This window comes from Mycobacterium sp. M26 (assembly GCF_001494595.1).
Classification (GTDB): Bacteria; Actinomycetota; Actinomycetes; order Mycobacteriales; family Mycobacteriaceae; genus Mycobacterium.
On record NZ_LN929908.1, the window covers coordinates 2,823,170 to 2,841,492 of the forward strand.

At 67.1% G+C, this 18,323-nt stretch carries 22 protein-coding genes; 7 read left to right on the top strand and 15 right to left on the bottom strand.

Annotation, left to right across the window (positions count from 1 at the left end):
* Position 1: 1 nt before the first annotated feature.
* Positions 2-1,177 carry a thiolase family protein gene (locus BN3385_RS22790; protein WP_059020235.1) on the bottom strand — a complete coding sequence of 392 codons (1,176 nt, stop codon included), beginning with the start codon at positions 1,175-1,177 and terminating at the stop codon, positions 2-4.
* Between the two features lie 126 nt (positions 1,178-1,303).
* Between BN3385_RS22790 and BN3385_RS22795 the strand changes: the two genes are divergently transcribed.
* From BN3385_RS22795 to BN3385_RS22805, 3 genes are read left to right on the top strand one after another with little or no spacing between them, the layout of a single operon-like run.
* Positions 1,304-2,458 carry an acyl-CoA dehydrogenase family protein gene (locus tag BN3385_RS22795; RefSeq protein WP_059020237.1) on the top strand — a complete coding sequence of 385 codons (1,155 nt, stop codon included), beginning with the start codon at positions 1,304-1,306 and terminating at the stop codon, positions 2,456-2,458.
* A gap of 2 nt (positions 2,459-2,460) precedes the next feature.
* Complete coding sequence (locus BN3385_RS22800; RefSeq protein ID WP_059020240.1) at positions 2,461-3,534, top strand: acyl-CoA dehydrogenase family protein; 1,074 nt, start codon at positions 2,461-2,463, stop codon at positions 3,532-3,534.
* Between the two features lie 8 nt (positions 3,535-3,542).
* Positions 3,543-4,691, top strand: a complete 1,149-nt coding sequence (locus BN3385_RS22805; protein ID WP_059020242.1) for an acyl-CoA dehydrogenase family protein — start codon at positions 3,543-3,545, stop codon at positions 4,689-4,691.
* A gap of 7 nt (positions 4,692-4,698) precedes the next feature.
* On the opposite strand, the gene BN3385_RS22810 is transcribed toward BN3385_RS22805, so the two are convergent.
* Genes BN3385_RS22810 through BN3385_RS22820 form a run of 3 tightly spaced genes read right to left on the bottom strand, consistent with a single transcriptional unit; the run spans position 4,699 to position 7,065 of the window.
* Entirely contained in the window at positions 4,699-5,463 is a 765-nt protein-coding gene (locus BN3385_RS22810; RefSeq protein ID WP_059020244.1) for a FadR/GntR family transcriptional regulator, read from the bottom strand.
* Positions 5,464-5,509: 46 nt separating this feature from the next.
* Positions 5,510-6,655 carry a thiolase family protein gene (locus tag BN3385_RS22815; RefSeq protein ID WP_059020246.1) on the bottom strand — a complete coding sequence of 382 codons (1,146 nt, stop codon included), beginning with the start codon at positions 6,653-6,655 and terminating at the stop codon, positions 5,510-5,512.
* Entirely contained in the window at positions 6,652-7,065 is a 414-nt protein-coding gene (locus tag BN3385_RS22820) for a Zn-ribbon domain-containing OB-fold protein (RefSeq protein WP_059020247.1), read from the bottom strand. The genes BN3385_RS22815 and BN3385_RS22820 overlap by 4 nt, the downstream gene beginning before the upstream one ends.
* A 131-nt stretch (positions 7,066-7,196) precedes the next feature.
* Between BN3385_RS22820 and BN3385_RS22825 the strand changes: the two genes are divergently transcribed.
* Entirely contained in the window at positions 7,197-7,868 is a 672-nt protein-coding gene (locus BN3385_RS22825) for a TetR/AcrR family transcriptional regulator C-terminal domain-containing protein (RefSeq protein WP_082690599.1), read from the top strand.
* Positions 7,869-7,884: 16 nt separating this feature from the next.
* On the opposite strand, the gene BN3385_RS22830 is transcribed toward BN3385_RS22825, so the two are convergent.
* From BN3385_RS22830 to BN3385_RS22865, 8 genes are all read right to left on the bottom strand, one after another.
* Entirely contained in the window at positions 7,885-8,919 is a 1,035-nt protein-coding gene (locus BN3385_RS22830) for an NUDIX hydrolase (protein WP_059020249.1), read from the bottom strand.
* A complete protein-coding gene (locus BN3385_RS22835; protein WP_059020251.1) occupies positions 8,920-10,044 on the bottom strand; it encodes a glycosyltransferase family 4 protein in 1,125 nt (374 codons plus the stop codon).
* Positions 10,044-10,982: a phosphatidylinositol mannoside acyltransferase gene (locus BN3385_RS22840; protein ID WP_231748880.1), complete on the bottom strand. Its 939-nt coding sequence runs from the start codon at positions 10,980-10,982 to the stop codon at positions 10,044-10,046. The genes BN3385_RS22835 and BN3385_RS22840 overlap by 1 nt, the downstream gene beginning before the upstream one ends.
* A 17-nt stretch (positions 10,983-10,999) precedes the next feature.
* The gene (gene pgsA, locus BN3385_RS22845; protein ID WP_059022342.1) at positions 11,000-11,662 is read right to left on the bottom strand and encodes a phosphatidylinositol phosphate synthase; all 663 of its coding nucleotides are present in this window, start codon (positions 11,660-11,662) and stop codon (positions 11,000-11,002) included.
* Complete coding sequence (locus tag BN3385_RS22850; protein WP_059020253.1) at positions 11,659-12,213, bottom strand: ATP adenylyltransferase; 555 nt, start codon at positions 12,211-12,213, stop codon at positions 11,659-11,661. Before BN3385_RS22850 ends, pgsA begins: the two co-directional genes overlap by 4 nt.
* Positions 12,206-14,257 carry a threonine--tRNA ligase gene (gene thrS / locus BN3385_RS22855; RefSeq protein ID WP_059020255.1) on the bottom strand — a complete coding sequence of 684 codons (2,052 nt, stop codon included), beginning with the start codon at positions 14,255-14,257 and terminating at the stop codon, positions 12,206-12,208. The genes BN3385_RS22850 and thrS overlap by 8 nt, the downstream gene beginning before the upstream one ends.
* 85 nt (positions 14,258-14,342) lie before the next feature.
* A complete protein-coding gene (locus BN3385_RS22860) occupies positions 14,343-14,699 on the bottom strand; it encodes a TIGR02611 family protein (protein WP_231748799.1) in 357 nt (118 codons plus the stop codon).
* 53 nt (positions 14,700-14,752) lie between these two features.
* Complete coding sequence (locus tag BN3385_RS22865; RefSeq protein WP_502688112.1) at positions 14,753-15,376, bottom strand: PaaI family thioesterase; 624 nt, start codon at positions 15,374-15,376, stop codon at positions 14,753-14,755.
* Positions 15,377-15,460: 84 nt separating this feature from the next.
* Between BN3385_RS22865 and BN3385_RS22870 the strand changes: the two genes are divergently transcribed.
* On the top strand, positions 15,461-15,958 hold the full coding sequence (locus BN3385_RS22870) for a DUF1990 domain-containing protein (RefSeq protein ID WP_059022344.1): 498 nt from the start codon (positions 15,461-15,463) through the stop codon (positions 15,956-15,958).
* Between the two features lie 120 nt (positions 15,959-16,078).
* Here the strand turns inward: BN3385_RS22870 and BN3385_RS22875 are convergent, their stop codons facing one another.
* Positions 16,079-16,285 carry a hypothetical protein gene (locus tag BN3385_RS22875; protein WP_059020259.1) on the bottom strand — a complete coding sequence of 69 codons (207 nt, stop codon included), beginning with the start codon at positions 16,283-16,285 and terminating at the stop codon, positions 16,079-16,081.
* On the bottom strand, positions 16,282-16,437 hold the full coding sequence (locus tag BN3385_RS28355; protein ID WP_156432854.1) for a hypothetical protein: 156 nt from the start codon (positions 16,435-16,437) through the stop codon (positions 16,282-16,284). The genes BN3385_RS22875 and BN3385_RS28355 overlap by 4 nt, the downstream gene beginning before the upstream one ends.
* Before the next feature lie 56 nt (positions 16,438-16,493).
* Here BN3385_RS28355 and BN3385_RS22880 point away from each other — a divergent pair, with 56 nt between their 5' ends.
* Positions 16,494-17,204 carry a GAF and ANTAR domain-containing protein gene (locus BN3385_RS22880; protein WP_059020261.1) on the top strand — a complete coding sequence of 237 codons (711 nt, stop codon included), beginning with the start codon at positions 16,494-16,496 and terminating at the stop codon, positions 17,202-17,204.
* 264 nt (positions 17,205-17,468) lie between these two features.
* Positions 17,469-17,633, top strand: coding sequence for a hypothetical protein (locus BN3385_RS28360; RefSeq protein WP_156432855.1), 165 nt, complete (start codon positions 17,469-17,471; stop codon positions 17,631-17,633).
* A 4-nt stretch (positions 17,634-17,637) separates the two neighbouring features.
* Here BN3385_RS28360 and BN3385_RS22885 read toward each other — a convergent pair whose 3' ends face one another.
* Positions 17,638-18,318, bottom strand: a complete 681-nt coding sequence (locus BN3385_RS22885; protein WP_082690601.1) for a TetR/AcrR family transcriptional regulator — start codon at positions 18,316-18,318, stop codon at positions 17,638-17,640.
* Positions 18,319-18,323: the final 5 nt, after the last annotated feature.

The following is an 18,323-nucleotide window of genomic DNA, read 5'->3' on the forward strand; positions in this document are numbered from 1 at the left end:
ATCAGCCGATGCGTTCGTAGATCGTGGCATTGGCGGTGCCGCCGCCCTCGCACATCGTCTGCAATCCGTAGCGAGCGCCAGTGCGGTGTAGGTGATGGATCAGCGTGGTAGCCAACCGCGCGCCGGACGCACCCAATGGATGCCCGAGGGCAATGGCCCCGCCCACCGGGTTCACTCGGTCCCGGTTCACCCCGGTCGCGGCCTGCCACGCCAACGGTACCGACGCGAACGCCTCGTTCACTTCGAAGAATTCGATGTCGTCGATGGCGAGCCCGGATCTCTTCAGCGCCAACGCGGTAGCGGGGATCGGACCGGTCAGCATCTTGACCGGGTCGTCGCCGGTGACAACCGCAGTATGGATCCGGGCCAGGGGGGTCATGCCGAGTTCGGCTGCACGTTCGGAGGTGGTGATCAGCACGGCGGCGGCGCCGTCGGAGATCTGCGAGGCGTTGCCTGCAGTGATGACACCGCCATCGAGGAAGGGTGTCTTCAGCACGGCCAGTTTCTCGATCGTCGAACCGCGCCGGATTCCCTCGTCGACCCGCACCTCACCAGACCCCGTCTGAATCGTGAGGATCTCGTCGAGGAACAGACCGTCGTCCTCCGCCGACCCGGCCCGCTCGTGGGACTCGATGGAGTACTCATCGAGTTGGGTGCGGCTCAGGCCGTACAACGACGCAATCAGCTCGGCGCCGGCGCCCTGGTTGAATCGTCCGTTGAAACCGGGGGCTTCGGCCAGAACGTGGTGGTAGCGCGCCACCGCCGGACCACCCATGTCCCCGGTGCCGGGTACCGATGCGGCTCCCATCGGCACCGCCGACATCATCTCTACGCCGCCGGCCACGATGATGTCGGCCTGCCCGGAGATTACTGCCGCGGCAGCCGTCGAGATGGCCTGTTGGGAGGAGCCGCACTGCCGGTCGACGGTGAAGCCGGGCACTGACTCCGGCCAGCCCGCGCCGAGCACCGCCATGCGGCCGATATTGCCGGACTGCTGGCCGATGCTGATCACGTTGCCCCAGTGCACATCGTCGACAACGACGGGGTCCACACCCGCGCGGCGCACCAGTTCGTTGAGGACCGCTGCCGACAGTTCCACCGCATGGGTACCTGCCAGCCCACCGTTCCGTTTGCCAATCGGCGACCGAACAGCCGCAGTGATCACGGCATCACGCATGCTCCACCTCATCCTCGATACAAGACCGGTCACAAACCTCGTCGCTAATCCGCTTAATATATAAGCTATATTGATTGAATCCGATCTGGTCCGCCTGAACTGTCACGAAGGGCTGTTGGTGATCCGTTGAGCATCCAACTCGTTCCCCCCTACCGGCCACTGCCGGCGGCCACCGCGCAGTTGCGAGGACAGGTTCGCGATTTCATCGCCGCAGATCGGGCAGAGTTCGGCTGGCTACCACGGGTGGATTCCTGGATCTCGTCGTGGGATCCTGCGTTCAGCGCGCGACTGGCACGTCGCGGCTGGGTGGGCATGACCATTCCTCGAGAGTTCGGTGGCCGCGGGCTCGGGCACATCGACCGGTTCGTCGTCATCGAGGAACTCCTTGCGGCGGGGGCTCCGATCGCCGCGCACTGGGTAGCCGATCGTCAGGCGGGGCCCTCGCTGCTCAAACACGGGACCGATGAACAATGTCGGCGCTTCTTACCCGCGATCGCAGCCGGCGAGTACTTCTTCGCCATCGGAATGAGCGAGCCCGAGGCGGGCTCCGACCTGGCCGCAGTGCGAACGCGCGGCGTCAAAGTGGACGGCGGCTGGGAGTTAACCGGAACAAAGGTATGGACGTCAGGAGCCCACCACGCCCATGCCTTCTTCGTTCTCGCCCGGACCACTGGACTGGAGGAGTCCGCACGCCATCGCGGACTCAGCCAGTTCATCGTGCCCTTGGATTCAGCTGGTATCGAGATCCGGCCGATCCAGCTGCTGACCGGCGCCCACCACTTCAACGAGGTGGTGTTGTCCAAGGTATTCGTGCCCGACGAGATGGTGCTCGGCCAACCGGGAGACGGCTGGGCGCAGGTGACCTCGGAATTGGGCTTCGAACGCAGCGGGCCGGAGCGGATACTGTCCACCCAGCCGCTGCTCGACGCCTATCTAGAGCAGCAACGCGGACACGATGTTTCGGCGGCGACCACTGTGGGCGACCTCATCTCACAGCTGACCACCCTGCGCCAGCTGTCGGGCTCCATCGCCGCCGCGCTGTCCGAAGGCGATGAGGTCGGCATTGCGGCCGCCCTGGTGAAAGACTTGGGCACCCGCTACGAGTCCGCGGTGGTCGATGCGGTGGCGACCTCGAGCGACATTGTGCCGCAACCAGACTCCGAGGATCCGTTCTCGCGCCTACTGGCCGAAGGCATACTGCACGCACCCGGCTTCACGCTGCGGGGCGGAACCAACGAGATCCTCAGCGGCGTGGTGGCCCGCGGACTAGGACTGCGCTGAACATGACAACAGAGACGGGCGCATCCGCCGATCTGCTCGCCCTACGCGAGCTCGCCGACGACATCTTCGATGCCGCGACCGAGCCCATCCTCGACGCTCAACAGGTCGCCCTCCCCTATGACACCAAGCTTTGGGTGACGTTGTCGGAGTCGGGCCTGACTCTGCTGACCACACCGGAGTCCCTGGGCGGCAGCGGAGCCGGGATCCCCGAACTTGCAGTAGTGCTGGAAAGCGCCGGCTACCACGGTGCAGCGGTGCCACTGGCGGAGCACGACCTGCTGGCAGCATGGCTGCTCCGGATGTCCGGCCAGGAAATCCCGCAGGGGCCCATGGTGGCCGCCGCCGCGCCCGATAACGGCGATGGGCCGCCGACTGTAAACGGGCTGTCGTGGGCCGACGTGGCCGAGACCCTGGTGCTCCTCGGCGACGGCCTCGTCACCGCAGTGCCCCGCGAGCAGTGGACGATCATCGACGAGACTCATGACATCACCGGCCAGACGCGAGCGACGGTGCGCATCGAGACCACGCTGGATACCGGCCATCCTGTCACCGACGACGTGAGTGGTGAGTTCCGACTGCGTGGCGCGCTTGGCATCGTTCTGCAAACGTGCGGAGCGCTGGCGCGCGCCCTCGACCTGTCCCGGGAGCACGTGCAGAAACGTGAACAATTCGGGCGGCCTATCGCCAAGTTCCAGGCGGTCCAGTCGCTGCTCTCATCCGCGGCCGGCGCACTGGCTATGGCCAAGACTGCAGCGGCGTTCGCCACTGAAGTGACGGCCGAGCAGGGATTCTCCACCACAGCGGGGCAGTTCGCCATCGCGGTGGCCAAGATCGAGTCGGCTCGAGCCGCGACGGTCGTGGCGCGCAACGCCCACCAGGCTCACGGAGCGATCGGGTTCACCCTGGATCACCGGCTGCGGCATTTCACAAACCGAGCCCTGGCCTGGCGATCGGAATTCGGAAGCCAGCGCTATTGGCAGGAGTACCTGGGCCGGCTCGCCATCGAGTCCACAGGCACCGCCTGGGATCTGGTGACCGCGCTGAGTTCAGCTTCCTCACAACATGATTCAGGATAGGAAAGACCGTGCGCAGAGACATCTTCGAAGCAGAACACGACGAATTCCGCGCCTTGGCGCGGTCATACTTTGAAACCGTCTGCGTTCCGCACGCCGACGAATGGGAGGAACGCGGCTACGTCGACCGCGAGGCCTGGCTGGAGGCCGGAAAGCTCGGACTCATCGGCTGGGAGATGCCCGAGGAGTACGGCGGGGCGGGCATCAAGGACTTTCGGTTCAACGCGATCGTCGACGAAGAGTACTGGCTCACCGGAACGGTCGGTATCGGGCTGGGTGTTCAGAACGATATCCTGGCGAGCTATTTCTCCGAACTGACCACCGACGAGCAGAAGAAGCGCTGGCTGCCCGGATATGTGTCTGGTGAGTTGATCACCGCCGTCGCGATGTCGGAACCGGGCGCCGGCTCCGATCTGGCGAACATCAAGACCTCGGCCCGGCGCGACGGCAGCGACTACATCGTCAACGGGGCCAAGACGTTCATCTCCAACGGCCTGCTGGCCGACCTCGTCGTCGTGGTGTGCCGCACCAACCCCGATGCCGATAAGCCGCACAAGGGCATCAGCCTACTGGTGGTCGAAGAGGGCATGGCGGGATTCTCCCGTGGCCGCAAACTGGACAAGATCGGCCAGAAGTCCGCCGACACAGCAGAACTCATCTTCGAGGACGTCCGTGTCCCAGCCGAGAACCTGATCGGTGTGGAGAACCAGGGCTTCTACCACCTGATGCGCAATCTGCCGGCTGAACGCCTCGGCATCGCCGTGCACGCCGTGGCCTCGGCGCGCCGGGCGGTAGACCTCTCGCGCCAGTATGCGGGTGATCGCAAGGCATTCGGCCAGGCAATCGGCACCTTCCAGGTCAACCGGCACGCCCTTGCGCAGATGCAGACCGAGGTCGATGTGATGCAGGCCTACGTCGACAAATGCATCATGGCGGTCAACAGTGGCGAACTCACCGCCGACGAGGCTGCCGGCGCCAAGTGGTGGTCGACCGAAACCCAGTGGCGCATCATCGACCGGTGCCTGCAGTTGCACGGCGGCTACGGCTACATCAATGAGTATGAGATCGCCCGCTTATGGCGGGATGCCCGTGTGCAGCGGATCTACGGCGGTACCAACGAAATCATGCTCGACATCGTCGGCAAGGGAATGGGCTTCTGAACCCCGCCTACTCCATAAGGTCGATGACCTTATCGGCCACCCCGGTTCGCCGCAGCTGCTCGCCGGTGGCGATGATCTGGCGGCGCCACAGCGCCTCGGCCTTGCCCGCGTCCTTGGCCTCGATGAGCTCGACGAGCTTCTCGTGAGCCCGGATTCCAGCGTCGGAAGCCGGAATTCGGTCCTCGGCGCGCAGGGTGGGGCTACCGAGGTAACGGCGAGTAGCGACCTCGATGATCTGGCGAACCACGTCGCTGAGCACCCGCAGCGTGTTGTTGTCCACGAGTTCGACAACGAGGCGGTGAAAATCGTTCTGCAGCTGCAAGAGTCGGTCAGGGTCGTCGCGGGCATCACGTTCGGCGGCGACAGCCTCCCTCAGCCGCTTGAGGTCTTTGGCGCTGCGCGACCTGGCCAGCATCGCCGCACACGGGGCTTCGATAGCCGCCGCCGCAAGGAACACATCCGCCGTCGTCGCCTGCCGGTATTCCAGGACCAGACCCGCGTAGTGGGCCGCCGTCGCGATTCGGGGCACAGCGACTTCGATACCGCCACGCGATCCACGCTTGACCGTCACCAATGACTCGGACTCCAGGACGCGGATAGCCTCTCGCATGGTCGGCCGCGACACTCCGAATTCGAGGAGCAACTGCTGCTCGCTGGGAAGCAGGTCGCCTTCGGCCAATTCGCCGCGCACGATGCGACGACGGATCTGGTCGGCAATCACGGTAGCGGCCCTGCCTACCTGGCCTTCGCTGGCCTCCGCACCCAAGGACATCGCTCTACAGTAGCGACTGCGGCGCCGAACGCAGGGACATCGTCCGTCAGCGGGACAGGATCGACACCGCAGAGGCACCGGGCGCGCCATAGAGATGGGTGTAGCCCACCCGCGGCGAGTTGGGCACCTGCCGTTCACCGGCGCGACCCTGCAGTTGCAGAACGATCTCGTAAACCTGCCGAAGTCCGGACGCACCGATCGGCTCACCGTTGGCGATCAGTCCGCCATCGGTGTTCACCGGCAGCCGGCCGCCGATCTCGGTCATCCCGTCGGCGATCCACTTCTCCTGCTCGCCGTCGGCACAGAAGCCGTTCTCCGCCATGTGAATCAGCTCTGAGCCGGCATCGGTGTCCTGGAGTTGGGCGACGTCGACGTCCGATGGTCCCAGGCCCGCCGCCTCGTAGGCGGCCTTTGACGCATCCACGGTAGGACTCGGCGCACTCTGCAGTGGTAGCGACGGGCTCTGCACCTCAAATGCGCCGTCACGGCGGCTGCGCAGTTCGGCGGCGCGTACGAATACCGGCGTGGAGGTGAACTGCCGGGCCAGATCGGCTCGGCACAGCACGAGGGCCGCGGCGCCCTCGTCCGGCCCGCAGTACATGTAGCGAGTCAGTGGATAGTTGACCATCTCCGAGGACAGCACCTGCTCGACCGAAACCGGGGTCCGACGCCACGCGTGCGGGGTGATCGAACCGTTGCCCAGGTTCTTGGCCGCGATCCGCGCCAGACTCTCGTGGCTGATGCCGTGCTCGTGCATGTAACGATTGATCTTGGTCCCGAAGAAGTGCGTCGTCAGGAACATGCCGGTTTGGCCGTACCACTGCGGCAGGCCCACTACCGATGGGTCGGCGGCGAACGCTCCGCGCGGATGCTTGTCCATGCCGATTGCCATCGCGATGTCGGCCTCACCGTGTCGGATCGCCTGGACTGCCATCTGCAGTGACGTACCCCCCGTCGCACAACCGTTGAAGACGCCGCGCACCGGGATCCCGGTCAGGCCCAACCAACTCACCACGGCATCCGGGTTGGACACCTCGTAGCTGCCCACGTAGGCGGACTGCACCTGCGCCCAGTCGAGGCCGGCATCGGTCAGTGCGAACTGCGCGGCTTCGGCACCCATCTGAAGGCACAGCTTGTCGCCGTAACGACCGAACGGGTGCAGACCCACGCCGACGATTGCGACTTCGGTCACGACGGTTCTCCTTCTACTGGCGCGAACATGTAGGTCAGGACTTCGGTCCCGTCCGACCTGGTGGTGTACGGCAGAATGCGCAGTTCCATCGGCTGGCCGATCCGGAGCCGGGCCGGGTCGGCTTCAGTGAACCGCGCCTGCACGAGCAGGTAACCGGGCAGTTCGACGTAACCCACGGCATACGGCCGAAACGTCTCGGGCGTGTCGTCACCGTCGTAGGGCGGCGACGGTGGGCGGAACTGCTGGGTGGTGAAACCCCAGAGGGTCCCGCGCCGAGGCAGTGGAATCTGCTCTTCACCCAGCCGGGCCGGAAAGGAGAACCGGCCATCACGAACCGAACCGAGCAGGTGCGGCTCCTCGGTCGGCCAAGTGAACAGCCCTTCGGCGACCGGCGCCTGCTTCGGGGTCATGGCGACACCCCTCCCCAAATCGATAAATGATTAAGATGACTCGCCGACCACTATAGACCGTGAGATTACGGTGTAAAGCGCGGCCCCGTCGGCATGGGGCCGCGCCGCGGCCGACCGTCACATACCATCGGATGACTGACAGTCGATGGGAGTGGACGATCGCCGCCGCCAATGCCTCGACAGCCCAGGGTGACAAACCCGCTCGGCGGGCCAAGCAGCCTCCGCTGACCGAGGACCAGATCGTGGATGCCGCGCTGGCGGTGATCCGCAGCGAGGGTCTCGATGCGCTCTCAATGCGCCGCCTGTCCCGGGAACTGGGCCGGTCCCAGATGGCCGCCTACTGGTACGTGGCCGACAAGGGCGAACTGCTGGACCTGGTGGCCAGACGGCTGCTGGCCGAGGTGTCGATACCGGCGCCGGAGGACGGCGGGTGGGACAGCCGGCTGCGGACGCTGCTGACCGACATCGACGCCCGCCTGCACGATCATCCGGGGATCGCCGGCATCCTGCTCGAGCGCATGCGCAGTACCGACCGCGGGCTGATGAGCGCAATCATGGAGATCCTGATCGGCGCAGGGTTCGACGACGCCGATGTGTTGCTCGCCTACGCGATGATCCACACCTATCTGTTCGGCCGCTACCAGGTGGTGTTGCAGGGTGAGGACACTCCCGACACCGACGACCTCGAGGACAGCGTCACCCGGTTGCTACCGGTTCTGGAGACGCTGCGCGGCCGGGATTTCTTCCGGTTCGGAGTCGACACGATCATCGAAGGATTGCGGGCGCGGCTGCCGGCCCGGTGAAACTGATTTAGAGCTGTCAGTGGATTGGGTGCAGTTCGGGGCGCCCGGCCCCGGCATCGGCCATCGCGGCGGCCTCGGCGAGCAGCTCACCGAGCTGCAGCGGGTAGACCGTCTGCCCGCCGGCCACCAGGGCCTCGATCGTGGCGGTGTCGCACCAGCGGTGGTCGTGGATGTAGCGCAGTTCCAGTTCGGTGCGCCCGGTGACGACGGGCTCGAACCGGCGGGTGCGGTGCACGAAGTAGAACTCCTGGCTCTGCACCACGGTGCCGTTGAAATCGATGACCTTGTCACGCCGCCATACCGGGCCGACCATTGCCGCCGGGTCCACGCGCAGCCCGGTCTCCTCGGCGATCTCCCGGACGGCCGCGTCGATCAGCCGCTCCCCCGGGTGCGCCTGCCCGCCGACGGTGAACCACCACCGCGGCGCGGTGCCGTCGGTGATGGCGGGATCCGAGCCGCAGAACAGCAGCACCGCACCGGACTCGTCGAGCAGCACCACCCGCGCCGAGGTGCGCCGGTCGACGGCCTCGGCCGCCACCGGCGCGGCTTGACCAGCCCGCTCGGCGATCTCGAAATAGCTTGGTAGCGGCGCGGTTCCGCCCAGACGCAGCCAGCGCACCGGCCGTCGCTCGCGCAGCGCCAGTGTGTCGCGGACGGCGTCGTTGTGGAAGCGCCGCGCCAACAGCACCCGCGCCTCGGCGTCGGCCATCTCGGCGACCAGTGCCACCGGGATGGCTGACGGGTCAACCGTCGCCAGTGCGGTGGACAGTTCGTTCTCGGCCGCCTCGCGCGACGACCGCGGGGCGCGTTCGGCGGCATCGGCCAGCGCTGCCAGCCGCCTGCCTTCAGGGCGCCCCCGGTAGGCGTCGGCGGCCACCGCCCGGGCCACCACCGCGCGACGGCCCAGCGCGCTGTCGAGGGCCTGCCAGGACAGGTCGTAGCGCACGTGCAGCCGGTCCAGCCGGTTCGCGGTTTGGTACGCCCACGCCGCACTGAGCACCAGAACGAGTACCAGGACGGCGGTCAGTGACCAGTACAGGGGCCCCGACATTTAACTAGCCACCTGCACTTTGACCCCCGAGCCCGCGACCGTCTCATACACCCGCATGATCTGGTCGGCCACCACCGACCAGTCATAGCGGCGCACCGCCGCCTTGGCCGCCTTCACGTAGCCGGCCCGCAGCTTCTCGTCGTCGAGGACGGCGATCAGGCCCTGCGCCAGCGCGTCGGAGTCGTCGACGGTCACCAGTCGGCCGGCCTTGCCGTCGACCAGCACCCGGCGGAAGGCGTCGAGGTCACTGGCCACCACCGCAGTGCCGGCCGCCATCGCCTCCACGAGGACGATGCCGAAGCTCTCACCGCCGGTGTTCGGGGCGCAGTACACGTCGGCGCTGCGCATCGCCGAGGCCTTGGTGGCGTCGTCGACCAGACCCAGGAACCGCAGATGGCCCGCCAGCGCGCCGGCCTTCTCCCGCAGCTCGTCCTCGTCACCGCGGCCAACGATCAGCACCTCGACATCGGCGAACCGCTCGACCAGTGCGGGCAGCGCACCGAGCAGCACGGCCATCCCCTTGCGGGGCTCGTCGAAACGGCCCAGGAACAACACCGTCTTACCGGCCCTGGGGTAGCCGTCAAGCAGGGGCGCATCGGCGAACGACGCCACGTCCACACCGTTGGGAATCTCCACGGCATCGGAGCCCAGCGCCTCCATCTGCCAGCGCCGGGCCAGGTCCGACACCGCGATCCGGCCGACGATCTTCTCGTGGAAGGGTCGAAGAATTCCCTGAAAGACGCTGAGCGTCAACGACTTTGTGGTCGAGGTGTGAAACGTCGCCACAATCGGGCCCTCGGCGGCCTGCAAGGCCAGCATGGACAGGCTCGGGGCATTGGGCTCATGCAGGTGCAGGACGTCGAAGTCGCCCTGGGCCAGCCACTTCTTGACCTTGCGGTGGGTCGCCGGGCCGAAACGCAGCCGGGCCACCGAGCCGTTGTACGGGATCGGCACAGCCTTGCCGCCGGAGACCACGTACTCGGGCAGGTCGACATCCGCCGATGCGGGTGCCAGCACGCTGACGTCATGCCCCCGTTCGCGCATCACCTCGGCAAGCTGCAGCACGTGCGACTGCACCCCGCCGGGAACGTCGAACGAGTACGGGCAGACCATGCCGATGCGCATCAGCTCGGGTCGTCCCCCTGTATTCGGGCCCGCCGCTCGGCCGACAGGTCGGCGAGCCACTGCGGTTGCAGCATGTGCCAGTCCTCGGGGTGGGCGGCGATGTTCTTCCCGAACTCGTCGGCCAGCAGCTGGGTGATGACGCCGACGTCGCCGCTGGAGCAGTCCAGCGGAGCGCCGATCTGCACGACGCAGTCCGGCCCGTCGTAATAGACATGCGCGGGCAGCAGCACCGCACCGGTCTTGATGGCCAACTTGGCCGGGCCGCCAGGCATTCTGGTCGGCTCACCCAGAAGATCCACCTGCACACCGGATCTGGTCAGGTCGCGCTCGGCCATCAGACACACCGCGCGGTTGGCTTCGAGGCGTTCGGCGAGCACATCCATCGGCGGGCGCTCGCCGCCGTTAAGAGGCAGCACCTCGAATCCCAGACTCTCCCGGTAGTCCAGGAAGCGGCGGTAGAGCGATTCGGGCTTGAGTCGCTCGGCCACCGTGGTGAAGGTGCCGCTGTGGTGCACCAGCCAGACCCCGGCCATGTCCCAGTTCCCGCTGTGCGGCAAGGCCAGGATGACGCCGCGACCGGCCGCGTACCCGGCATCGACGTGTTCGGCGCCGATCACCACCGCGTCGAGCCGCTCCGCCAGAGCTTCGAGATCCATCGTCGGCAACCGGAACGCCTCCCGCCAATACCGCGCGTAGGAGGCCAGCGAAGCACGGATCAGGGAATCCGGCACCTCGGCGGGCGTGGTGCCGATCACCCGGGCCAGGTTCTTGCGCAGCTGCTCGGGTCCACCGCCCAGCGCGGCGTAACGGGCGCCGGCGTCGAAGGCGTTGCGCGCGAAGAACTCCGGCATGGTGCGGACCACCCGCCAGCCGGCGGCGTAGCCCCAATCCGCCAGGTTGTCCCCGGACGGCAATCGTTTCAGAGGCGCGCGCAGCAGGTCGGTCGGCCTGGCGATCACTGCTCGGTGCTTCCGGTCTCGGCGGCGGGTTCGATCTTGTCCATCGCCCCCGGCGAACTGCGCACCGAGTGCACCCGCTGGCCTACGGTGACCAGGCTGGCCACCGCGAGCAGCCACATCGCGATGTGCAGCAGGATCGGCATCGGGAAGAACGGCAGGTCGGACAGACCGGCACCGACCAGGACGATGATCAGGCGCTCGGGCCGTTCGATCAGGCCACCGCCACCGTTGAGGCCGCTGGCCTCGGCGCGGGCCTTGATGTAGGAGATCACCTGCGAGGTGACCAGGCAGATGAGCGTCGCGACCACGAGCGAGGAGCTGTGCAGCCCGAACGCCGCCCACCACAGCAGGCCGCAGAACACCGCGCCGTCGCTGATCCGGTCACAGGTGGCGTCGAGCACCGCACCGAACCGGGTGCCGCCGCCGCGCTGGCGGGCCATCGCCCCGTCGAGCATGTCGGCGAGTACGAAGAACCAGACCGCGACCGCACCCCACCACAGCTGCCCGATCGGGAACAGCGTCAGCGCCGCGAGCACCGACCCGGCGGTGCCGACGATCGTCACGATGTCGGGGGTCAGACCGATCTTGAGGGCCGCCTTGGCCACCGGCGTACTGAGCTTGGTGTACGCCGCGCGGGTCATCAGGTAGAAGTCGCTCACGGCTGGCCGGCCCACTCGGTGGCCAGCAGCGCGCGCGTGTCGCGCAGCAGCTGCGGGATGACTTTGGTCTCACCCACGATCGTGATGAAGTTCGCGTCGCCCGACCACCGCGGGACTACATGCATGTGCAGGTGCTCGGCCAGCGACCCGCCGGCCGACTTGCCGAGGTTGAGGCCGACATTGAAACCGTCCGGGCTGGAGACGGCCTTGATCACCCGAATCGCCTTCTGGGTGAACGCCATCAGCTCGGCGCTCTCCTCGCCGGTGAGGTCTTCGAGCTCCGAGACCCGCCGGTAGGGCACCACCATCAGATGGCCCGGGTTGTACGGGTAGAGATTGAGCACTGCGTAGACCTGCTCACCGCGGGCCACCACCAGGCCCTCTTCGTCGGACAGCGTCGGGATGTGGGTGAACGGCTGTGCGGGCTCGGCGGACTTCTTCTGGGCGGGGACGTCGACGATGTAGCTCATCCGATGCGGGGTCCACAACCGCTGCAGGCGGTCCGGCTCCCCCACCCCCCGATCGGTGATGGCCTCGCGGTCGTCAGTCACTGTCGACCTTCACCAATTCGGCTGTCGGAACGGCGTTTTCCCGTTCGGCGATCCATTTGAGGATGGCGGCCGCCGCCTGTGCCCGCGGCACCCCGTTGATCTGGGTGCGGTCACCGAACCGGAAGCTCACCGCACCGGCCTCGACGTCGCGGTCACCGGCGAGCAGCATGAACGGCACCTTTTGGTTGGTGTGGTTGACGATCTTCTTGGCCATCCGGTCGTCGCTGGCGTCGACCTCGACACGCACGCCCTGGGAACGCAATTCGGCGGCCACGTCCTGCAGATAGGGCACGTGATCGTCGGAGACCGGGATGCCGATCACCTGCAGCGGGGCCAGCCAGGCCGGGAAGGCACCGGCGTAATGCTCGGTGAGGATGCCGAAGAACCGCTCGATGGAGCCGAACAGCGCGCGGTGGATCAGCACCGGCCGCTGGCGGGTGCCGTCGGCGGCGGTGTATTCCAGCTCGAAACGTTCGGGCATGTTGAAGTCGAGCTGAATGGTCGACATCTGCCAGCTGCGGCCCAGCGCGTCACGCACCTGCACCGAAATCTTCGGGCCGTAGAAGGCCGCGCCACCCGGATCGGGAACCAGGTCCAGCCCGGAGGCCTCGGCGACCTCGCGCAGCGTCTCGGTGGCCTCCTCCCACACCTCGTCGGAGCCGACGTACTTATTGGGGTCCTTGGTCGAGAGCTCCAGGTAGAAGTCGGACAGGCCGTAGTCGGCGAGCAGGTCGAGCACGAACCGCAGCAGTGAGGCCAGCTCGTCGCGCATCTGCTCGCGGGTGCAGTAGATATGCGAATCGTCCTGGGTCATGCCGCGCACCCGGGTCAGGCCGTGGATCACACCGGACTTCTCGTAGCGGTACACCGTGCCGAACTCGAAGAGCCGCAACGGAAGTTCACGATAGGACCGCCCGCGCGACCGGAAGATCAGGTGGTGCATCGGGCAGTTCATCGGCTTGAGGTAGTAGTCCTGCCCGGGCTTGCGTAGTGCGCCGTTCTCGTCGAACTCGGCGTCGATGTGCATCGGGGGGAACATGCCGTCGGCGTACCACTCGAGGTGACCCGAGGTGATGTAGAGCTGTTCCTTGGTGATGTGCGGGGTGTTGACGAACTCGTAGTCGGCCTCGATGTGCTTACGCCGCGAGTATTCCTCCAACTCGCGGCGCACGATGCCGCCCTTGGGGTGGAAAACCGGTAAGCCCGAACCGAGTTCGTCGGGAAAGCTGAACAGGTCCAGCTCCACGCCCAGCTTGCGGTGATCGCGGCGCTGGGCCTCCTCGAGCAGTTCGAGGTGCTTGTCGAGAGCCTCCTGCGACTCCCAGGCCGTGCCGTAGATGCGCTGCAGGCTGGCGTTGTTCTGATCACCGCGCCAGTACGCCGCCGAGCTGCGGGTGAGCTTGAAGGCGGGGATGTACTTGGTGGTCGGGATGTGCGGACCGCGGCACAGATCGCCCCAGACCCGTTCGCGGGTGCGCGGATTGAGGTTGTCGTAGGCGGTCAGCTCGTCGCCGCCCACTTCCATGATGTCGGCGTCGCCGGACTTGTCGTCGACGAGTTCGAGCTTGTAGGGCTCGCTGGCCAATTCGGCGCGCGCCTGGTCTTTGGAATCGTAGACCCGGCGGGCGAACAGCTGGCCTTCCTTGACGATGGCGCGCATCCGCTTCTCGAGCTTCTCGAGATCCTCCGGGGTGAACGCCTCCGGCACGTCGAAGTCGTAGTAGAACCCGTCGGTGATGGGCGGGCCGATGCCGAGTTTGGCCTGCGGGAAGAGTTCCTGCACGGCCTGGGCCAGGACGTGGGCGGCGGAGTGCCGGATGACGCTGCGCCCGTCCTCGGTGTTCGCGGCCACCGGCACCACCTCGGCATCGGCGTCCGGCGCCCAGCTCAGGTCGCGCAGCTTGCCCTCGACATCGCGCACCACCACGATCGCGTCGGGCTCGCCGCGACTGGGCAGGCCGGCGTCGCGGACAGCCGCACCCGCGGTAGTCCCGGCAGGAACCCGGATCGGGGCTGCTGGGGCGGTCGTCGCGGGGGCGCTCATCACGGGTGCTCTTTCGGGTGACGGGGACAGGGATGACCGCCACGAGGACTCGCGGTCGGTCGCGACCATGCTATCGGGGCGACGGTCAGGCTCCGAGGCCGATGGGGCTGTCCAGTGCCGGGTGATCCAGACCGAACAGGCCCGCCGTCCACCCCACCGCGCCGACCAGCCACAGCGTGGCCACCACGACAGCCGCGGTGAAGACCGCCCCGAGCGCCTGCACCCACCAGCCCTGCCGCTTGAACCACGCCATCGCATTGTTGTAGTGGCCGCGGGTGAACGTCAGGGTGCGATGCGCCCAGTAGAACTCGGTGGCCAGGATCGCCAGGCCGACGAACAGGATGGCCCAGCCCGGCCCGGGGTACGGGATGGCGACGATGCCGATGAGCAGCACGGTAACCCCGACCACCCCGACGGCGACGCGGTAGACGAAGTCGGCCACCGGACGGTCCCGGAGCCCGTCCCGTTTGCGCGCCCACACGCGCGCATAGCGCTTCACGGTTGCCCCGGTTTGAGCAGCACGAACAGCCCCTCCCCGTCAGCCAGGACGGTGTCGCCATCGGACAGCCGGATGTCGACGAAGATCTTGCGGCCCTCGGTGCGCAACACACCGGCCTCGACCTGGAGTTCCTTCTCGATGGGCACGATCTGGCGGTAGTTGACGTGCAGGTAGGCCGTGCGCTGGTAGGGCCCGCCGGTGAGTAGGAACGACGTCTTGCCCAGCACGCTGTCGAAGAGGTGGGCGATGATCCCGCCGTGCACGGCGCCGTTGCGGCCCAGGTGGAACCGGCGGAAGCGGGCCCAGCCGCGCAACCGGCCGTCCTCGCAGGGGTCGACCTGATTGGGGATGCTCAGGATGTTGCCGCGCATCGGCACGTCGGTGCGGCGGCCTGACGGGGTGGTCCATTCGTCGACGTCGTAGGGAGCCAGCAGAGCGCAGGCTTCCTCGATGAGAGCGGCAGCGCGGGTGACGACGTCGTCGGGCGCGTCGGCGGCGCGGGCGTGGTCCTGCAGATCGCGGACGGCGTCGATGAACCGGCCGTAGTCCGGCCCGCCTTTGGCGGTCGGTACGGGTGGGTTGAAACCGCCGCCGGGGTGGGTCGTGCCCATCACGGTCATGTCGTCTGCCACCTGGTTACCGTATGCCGCCGGGTTGGCGGCCCTGCCTACGACGGTACGTGTGTCGATGGCATGGTGGATCGGGTGAAGCTCAGCGACCTGGCCGGCCGGCCGTTGACGTACACCGAAGTGGGGGCGACGGCAGGTCAGCTGCCCCCGGGCTATCACCACGTCCGGTTGTCAGCGCCCATCGGCCACGGCCGAGACCGTTTCGAGCGCGCCGCCGCATCCGTAATGCGCTACGGCATGCTGCGCGGCGCAGGATTGCGGGTCACCGCCAGCACGGACGTCGCCGAGGTCGGCACCGACGTGCTGGGCAAGCTGGGCCCGTTCGTCGCACCCTGCCGGGTGGTCTACGTGGTCGATGAGCACAACCGCCGCGGTTTCGCCTACGGCAGCCTGCCCGGCCATGCGGTGGCCGGTGAGGAGATGTTCGGCGTGCGCTTCCAACCGGCCGACGAGTCGGTGCACGCCGAGGTGGTGGCGTTCTCGCGCCCGGCGACGTGGTGGAGCCAGATCGGCGCGCCGGTGGCCTCGGTGGTGCAGCGGGTGATCACCCGGCGGTATCTGTCCGTCGTGTGAGTGTGCCCGTCGGCCCCGAGTGTGTGGCCAGGGCGACGAGTGTGTCACCAGGGCGGCGAAACGCCGAAAAGCCCGCCGTCAGCGCACTCTCGGCGCCCACGATTCACACTCGTCCTGCGGTCATGGTGAGCCGCCATCGGTCTGCGTGGCCACGTCGACCTGGTACGACAGGATGGCCAACCCGAACAAGCCGATGGACAGCGTGATCAGCGCCGCGAACCCTTCAGTGGCGAAGTCCACCAGCGCGGTCAGGAAGGTGAAGACCAGCGCCGCACTGCGCAGCAGCCGCAAGGGCCAGACCTTGGTGGTGCGCCGCAGGGCGATCATCGCCGGCCGATCTGGGGGTATCCGGTCAGCCGCAGGTAGAGCCGGGTCACCAGGATGGTCACGATGGCGACGATGACGAAGGCCTCCGCCGAGTTCGGGCCCAGCGCGTTGCGGGTGATCGGGCCGCGGCGGGTCCTGGTCTGATCAGTCACCGAATCTCACTCGCTTCCGATGTTGAGCCGCCCGCGGTGGCGGGTATGGCACAGCCATGTCGGTCGATGATGGCCCAGACCCTGTCGATGCGCCCGTTCGCATCGCCGAAATCGCCCGCCGGTTGTATCAGCGCCGCGGTGTCCACGGCGGCGTGGTCGCCGAACTCGTCGAGCACGCGGCCGCGGAGTTACCGGGCGTCGACTACGCCAACGTGACGGTGACGGCAGGCGCCTCGGCCATCGACACCCCCGCGGCGACCCACCCGTGCGCAATCCTGCTCGACGACATCCAGCGCCGGCTCTGCGAAGGTCCGTGCCTGTCCTCGGCGTGGCACAACAAGACCGTGCATGTCGAGGACCTCGACAGCGAGAGCCGTTGGCCCCGGTTCAGGGCCGAGGCGCTGTCCAGCACCCCGGTGCGCAGCATCATGGGCTTCCAGCTGTTCGTCACCGGCAAGTCGATGGGGTCGCTGAACGTGTTCGCCGAGCGGCCGCACGCCTTCGACGCGAAGACCCGCAGACTCGGTTCACTGTTCGCCACGCACACCGCGCTGGTGTGGGACGCCGCCCGCCGCGAAGTCCAGTTCCAGGAGGCGCTGGCCAGCCGCGACATCATCGGCCAGGCCAAGGGCATGATCATGGAGCGCTATCACCTCGACGCCGCCCAGGCCTTCGACATGCTGCGCACGCTGTCCCACGACACCAACACCGCACTGGCCGACGTGGCGGCGCGCATCATCGAAGCCGCGCAGTCCGACTCGGGATGAGTGGGGGCCGCTCGATCCTGTCAGGGCGCTGCCACGCTCGGCATTCACGACTTGGAAGTGACTGGGAGAGCGGCCTTCCCCTGCGGAAAATCCCTACCTACATGACTACCGGCTGTGCAGCAGCGCCCAACGCTCTGCAGAACACTGCTCCCTCGGCAGCACGGACCTACCCTCGAAACACAGCGTCGTGTTCGACGAGAGGAATAGAGAATGAGGACAACACGGATCACCGGTGCGGTAATCGGCAGTGCGACAATCGCTCTGATGGGCATCGCATCTCTGATGGAAACGAGTTCGGCAGCACCGGCGACCGCCGTCGCCGGCAAGGGCCCCTACGTGTCCTTCCCGACGCCCAGCGCGTCCGCGGAGGCGGTAGTGTCCACGACGACGAGTACCGCTGTGCCACTGGTGAATACGACAGGGCACTGATTCATCATCGACTAGACGATCGACGCGACCGGCTGATCGGAGATGGGCGAGATGAAGGCGGTTCGAGGCTGTACTGGTCGAGGTAGGCGCAGACCGCATCGGCCAGTACCGCCAGCTCGCGGCTGGTATCCACCGGGACCGACATGATCAGCTGCGAGATCACCAGACCGCGCATGGTGGCCCAGATCAGCTCTCCGATCGCCGCAGCGTGCGGATTGTCCAGATCACCGGCGATCTCACTACTGAGATCGGTGATCGCGCTGTGCAGTTCGACGAGGTGCCGGGTGCCGCGCTTATCTCGCATCGCGCGGGTTCCGATGAGAATCTCGAGGGAGGCGCGGGAATTCTCACTGGAGAACACCCGCCACGCTTCGTCGACCAGAAGTTGGACCCGCTCACGGCGGGCCAGTGCGCCAGACGGCGGCGGCAGGGCGCGCAGCGATTCGAGCAGTTCGCCGAATCCCCGGTCCACCACCGCCATCAGCAGTCCGTCGCGGTCACCGAAGTGGTACTGCACCACACCCCAGGTCACCCCGGCCCGCTCGGCGATGTGCTTGGCGCTGGCCGCGGCGAACCCCTCCTCCACCACGCAGCGCACGGTCTCGTCGAGGACCCGGTCCCGGGTCCGGTCGGCGCGAACCTGACTACCACCCGGCGGTCGTCGCGGCTCGACCTTAGGCGCCACCGACG

Excerpts from the sequence above, each read along its gene's own strand:
- BN3385_RS22790 (WP_059020235.1), bottom strand. The coding sequence starts at position 1,177 with ATGCGTGATGCCGTGATCACTGCGGCTGTTCGGTCGCCGATTGGCAAA.
- BN3385_RS22800 (WP_059020240.1), top strand. The coding sequence starts at position 2,461 with ATGACAACAGAGACGGGCGCATCCGCCGATCTGCTCGCCCTACGCGAG.
- BN3385_RS22810 (WP_059020244.1), bottom strand. The coding sequence starts at position 5,463 with ATGTCCTTGGGTGCGGAGGCCAGCGAAGGCCAGGTAGGCAGGGCCGCT.
- BN3385_RS22820 (WP_059020247.1), bottom strand. The coding sequence starts at position 7,065 with ATGACCCCGAAGCAGGCGCCGGTCGCCGAAGGGCTGTTCACTTGGCCG.
- BN3385_RS22825 (WP_082690599.1), top strand. The coding sequence starts at position 7,197 with ATGACTGACAGTCGATGGGAGTGGACGATCGCCGCCGCCAATGCCTCG.
- BN3385_RS22830 (WP_059020249.1), bottom strand. The coding sequence starts at position 8,919 with ATGTCGGGGCCCCTGTACTGGTCACTGACCGCCGTCCTGGTACTCGTT.
- BN3385_RS22835 (WP_059020251.1), bottom strand. The coding sequence starts at position 10,044 with ATGCGCATCGGCATGGTCTGCCCGTACTCGTTCGACGTTCCCGGCGGG.
- thrS (WP_059020255.1), bottom strand. The coding sequence starts at position 14,257 with ATGAGCGCCCCCGCGACGACCGCCCCAGCAGCCCCGATCCGGGTTCCT.
- BN3385_RS22865 (WP_502688112.1), bottom strand. The coding sequence starts at position 15,376 with ATGACCGTGATGGGCACGACCCACCCCGGCGGCGGTTTCAACCCACCC.
- BN3385_RS22875 (WP_059020259.1), bottom strand. The coding sequence starts at position 16,285 with ATGATCGCCCTGCGGCGCACCACCAAGGTCTGGCCCTTGCGGCTGCTG.
- BN3385_RS22880 (WP_059020261.1), top strand. The coding sequence starts at position 16,494 with ATGTCGGTCGATGATGGCCCAGACCCTGTCGATGCGCCCGTTCGCATC.
- BN3385_RS28360 (WP_156432855.1), top strand. The coding sequence starts at position 17,469 with ATGGGCATCGCATCTCTGATGGAAACGAGTTCGGCAGCACCGGCGACC.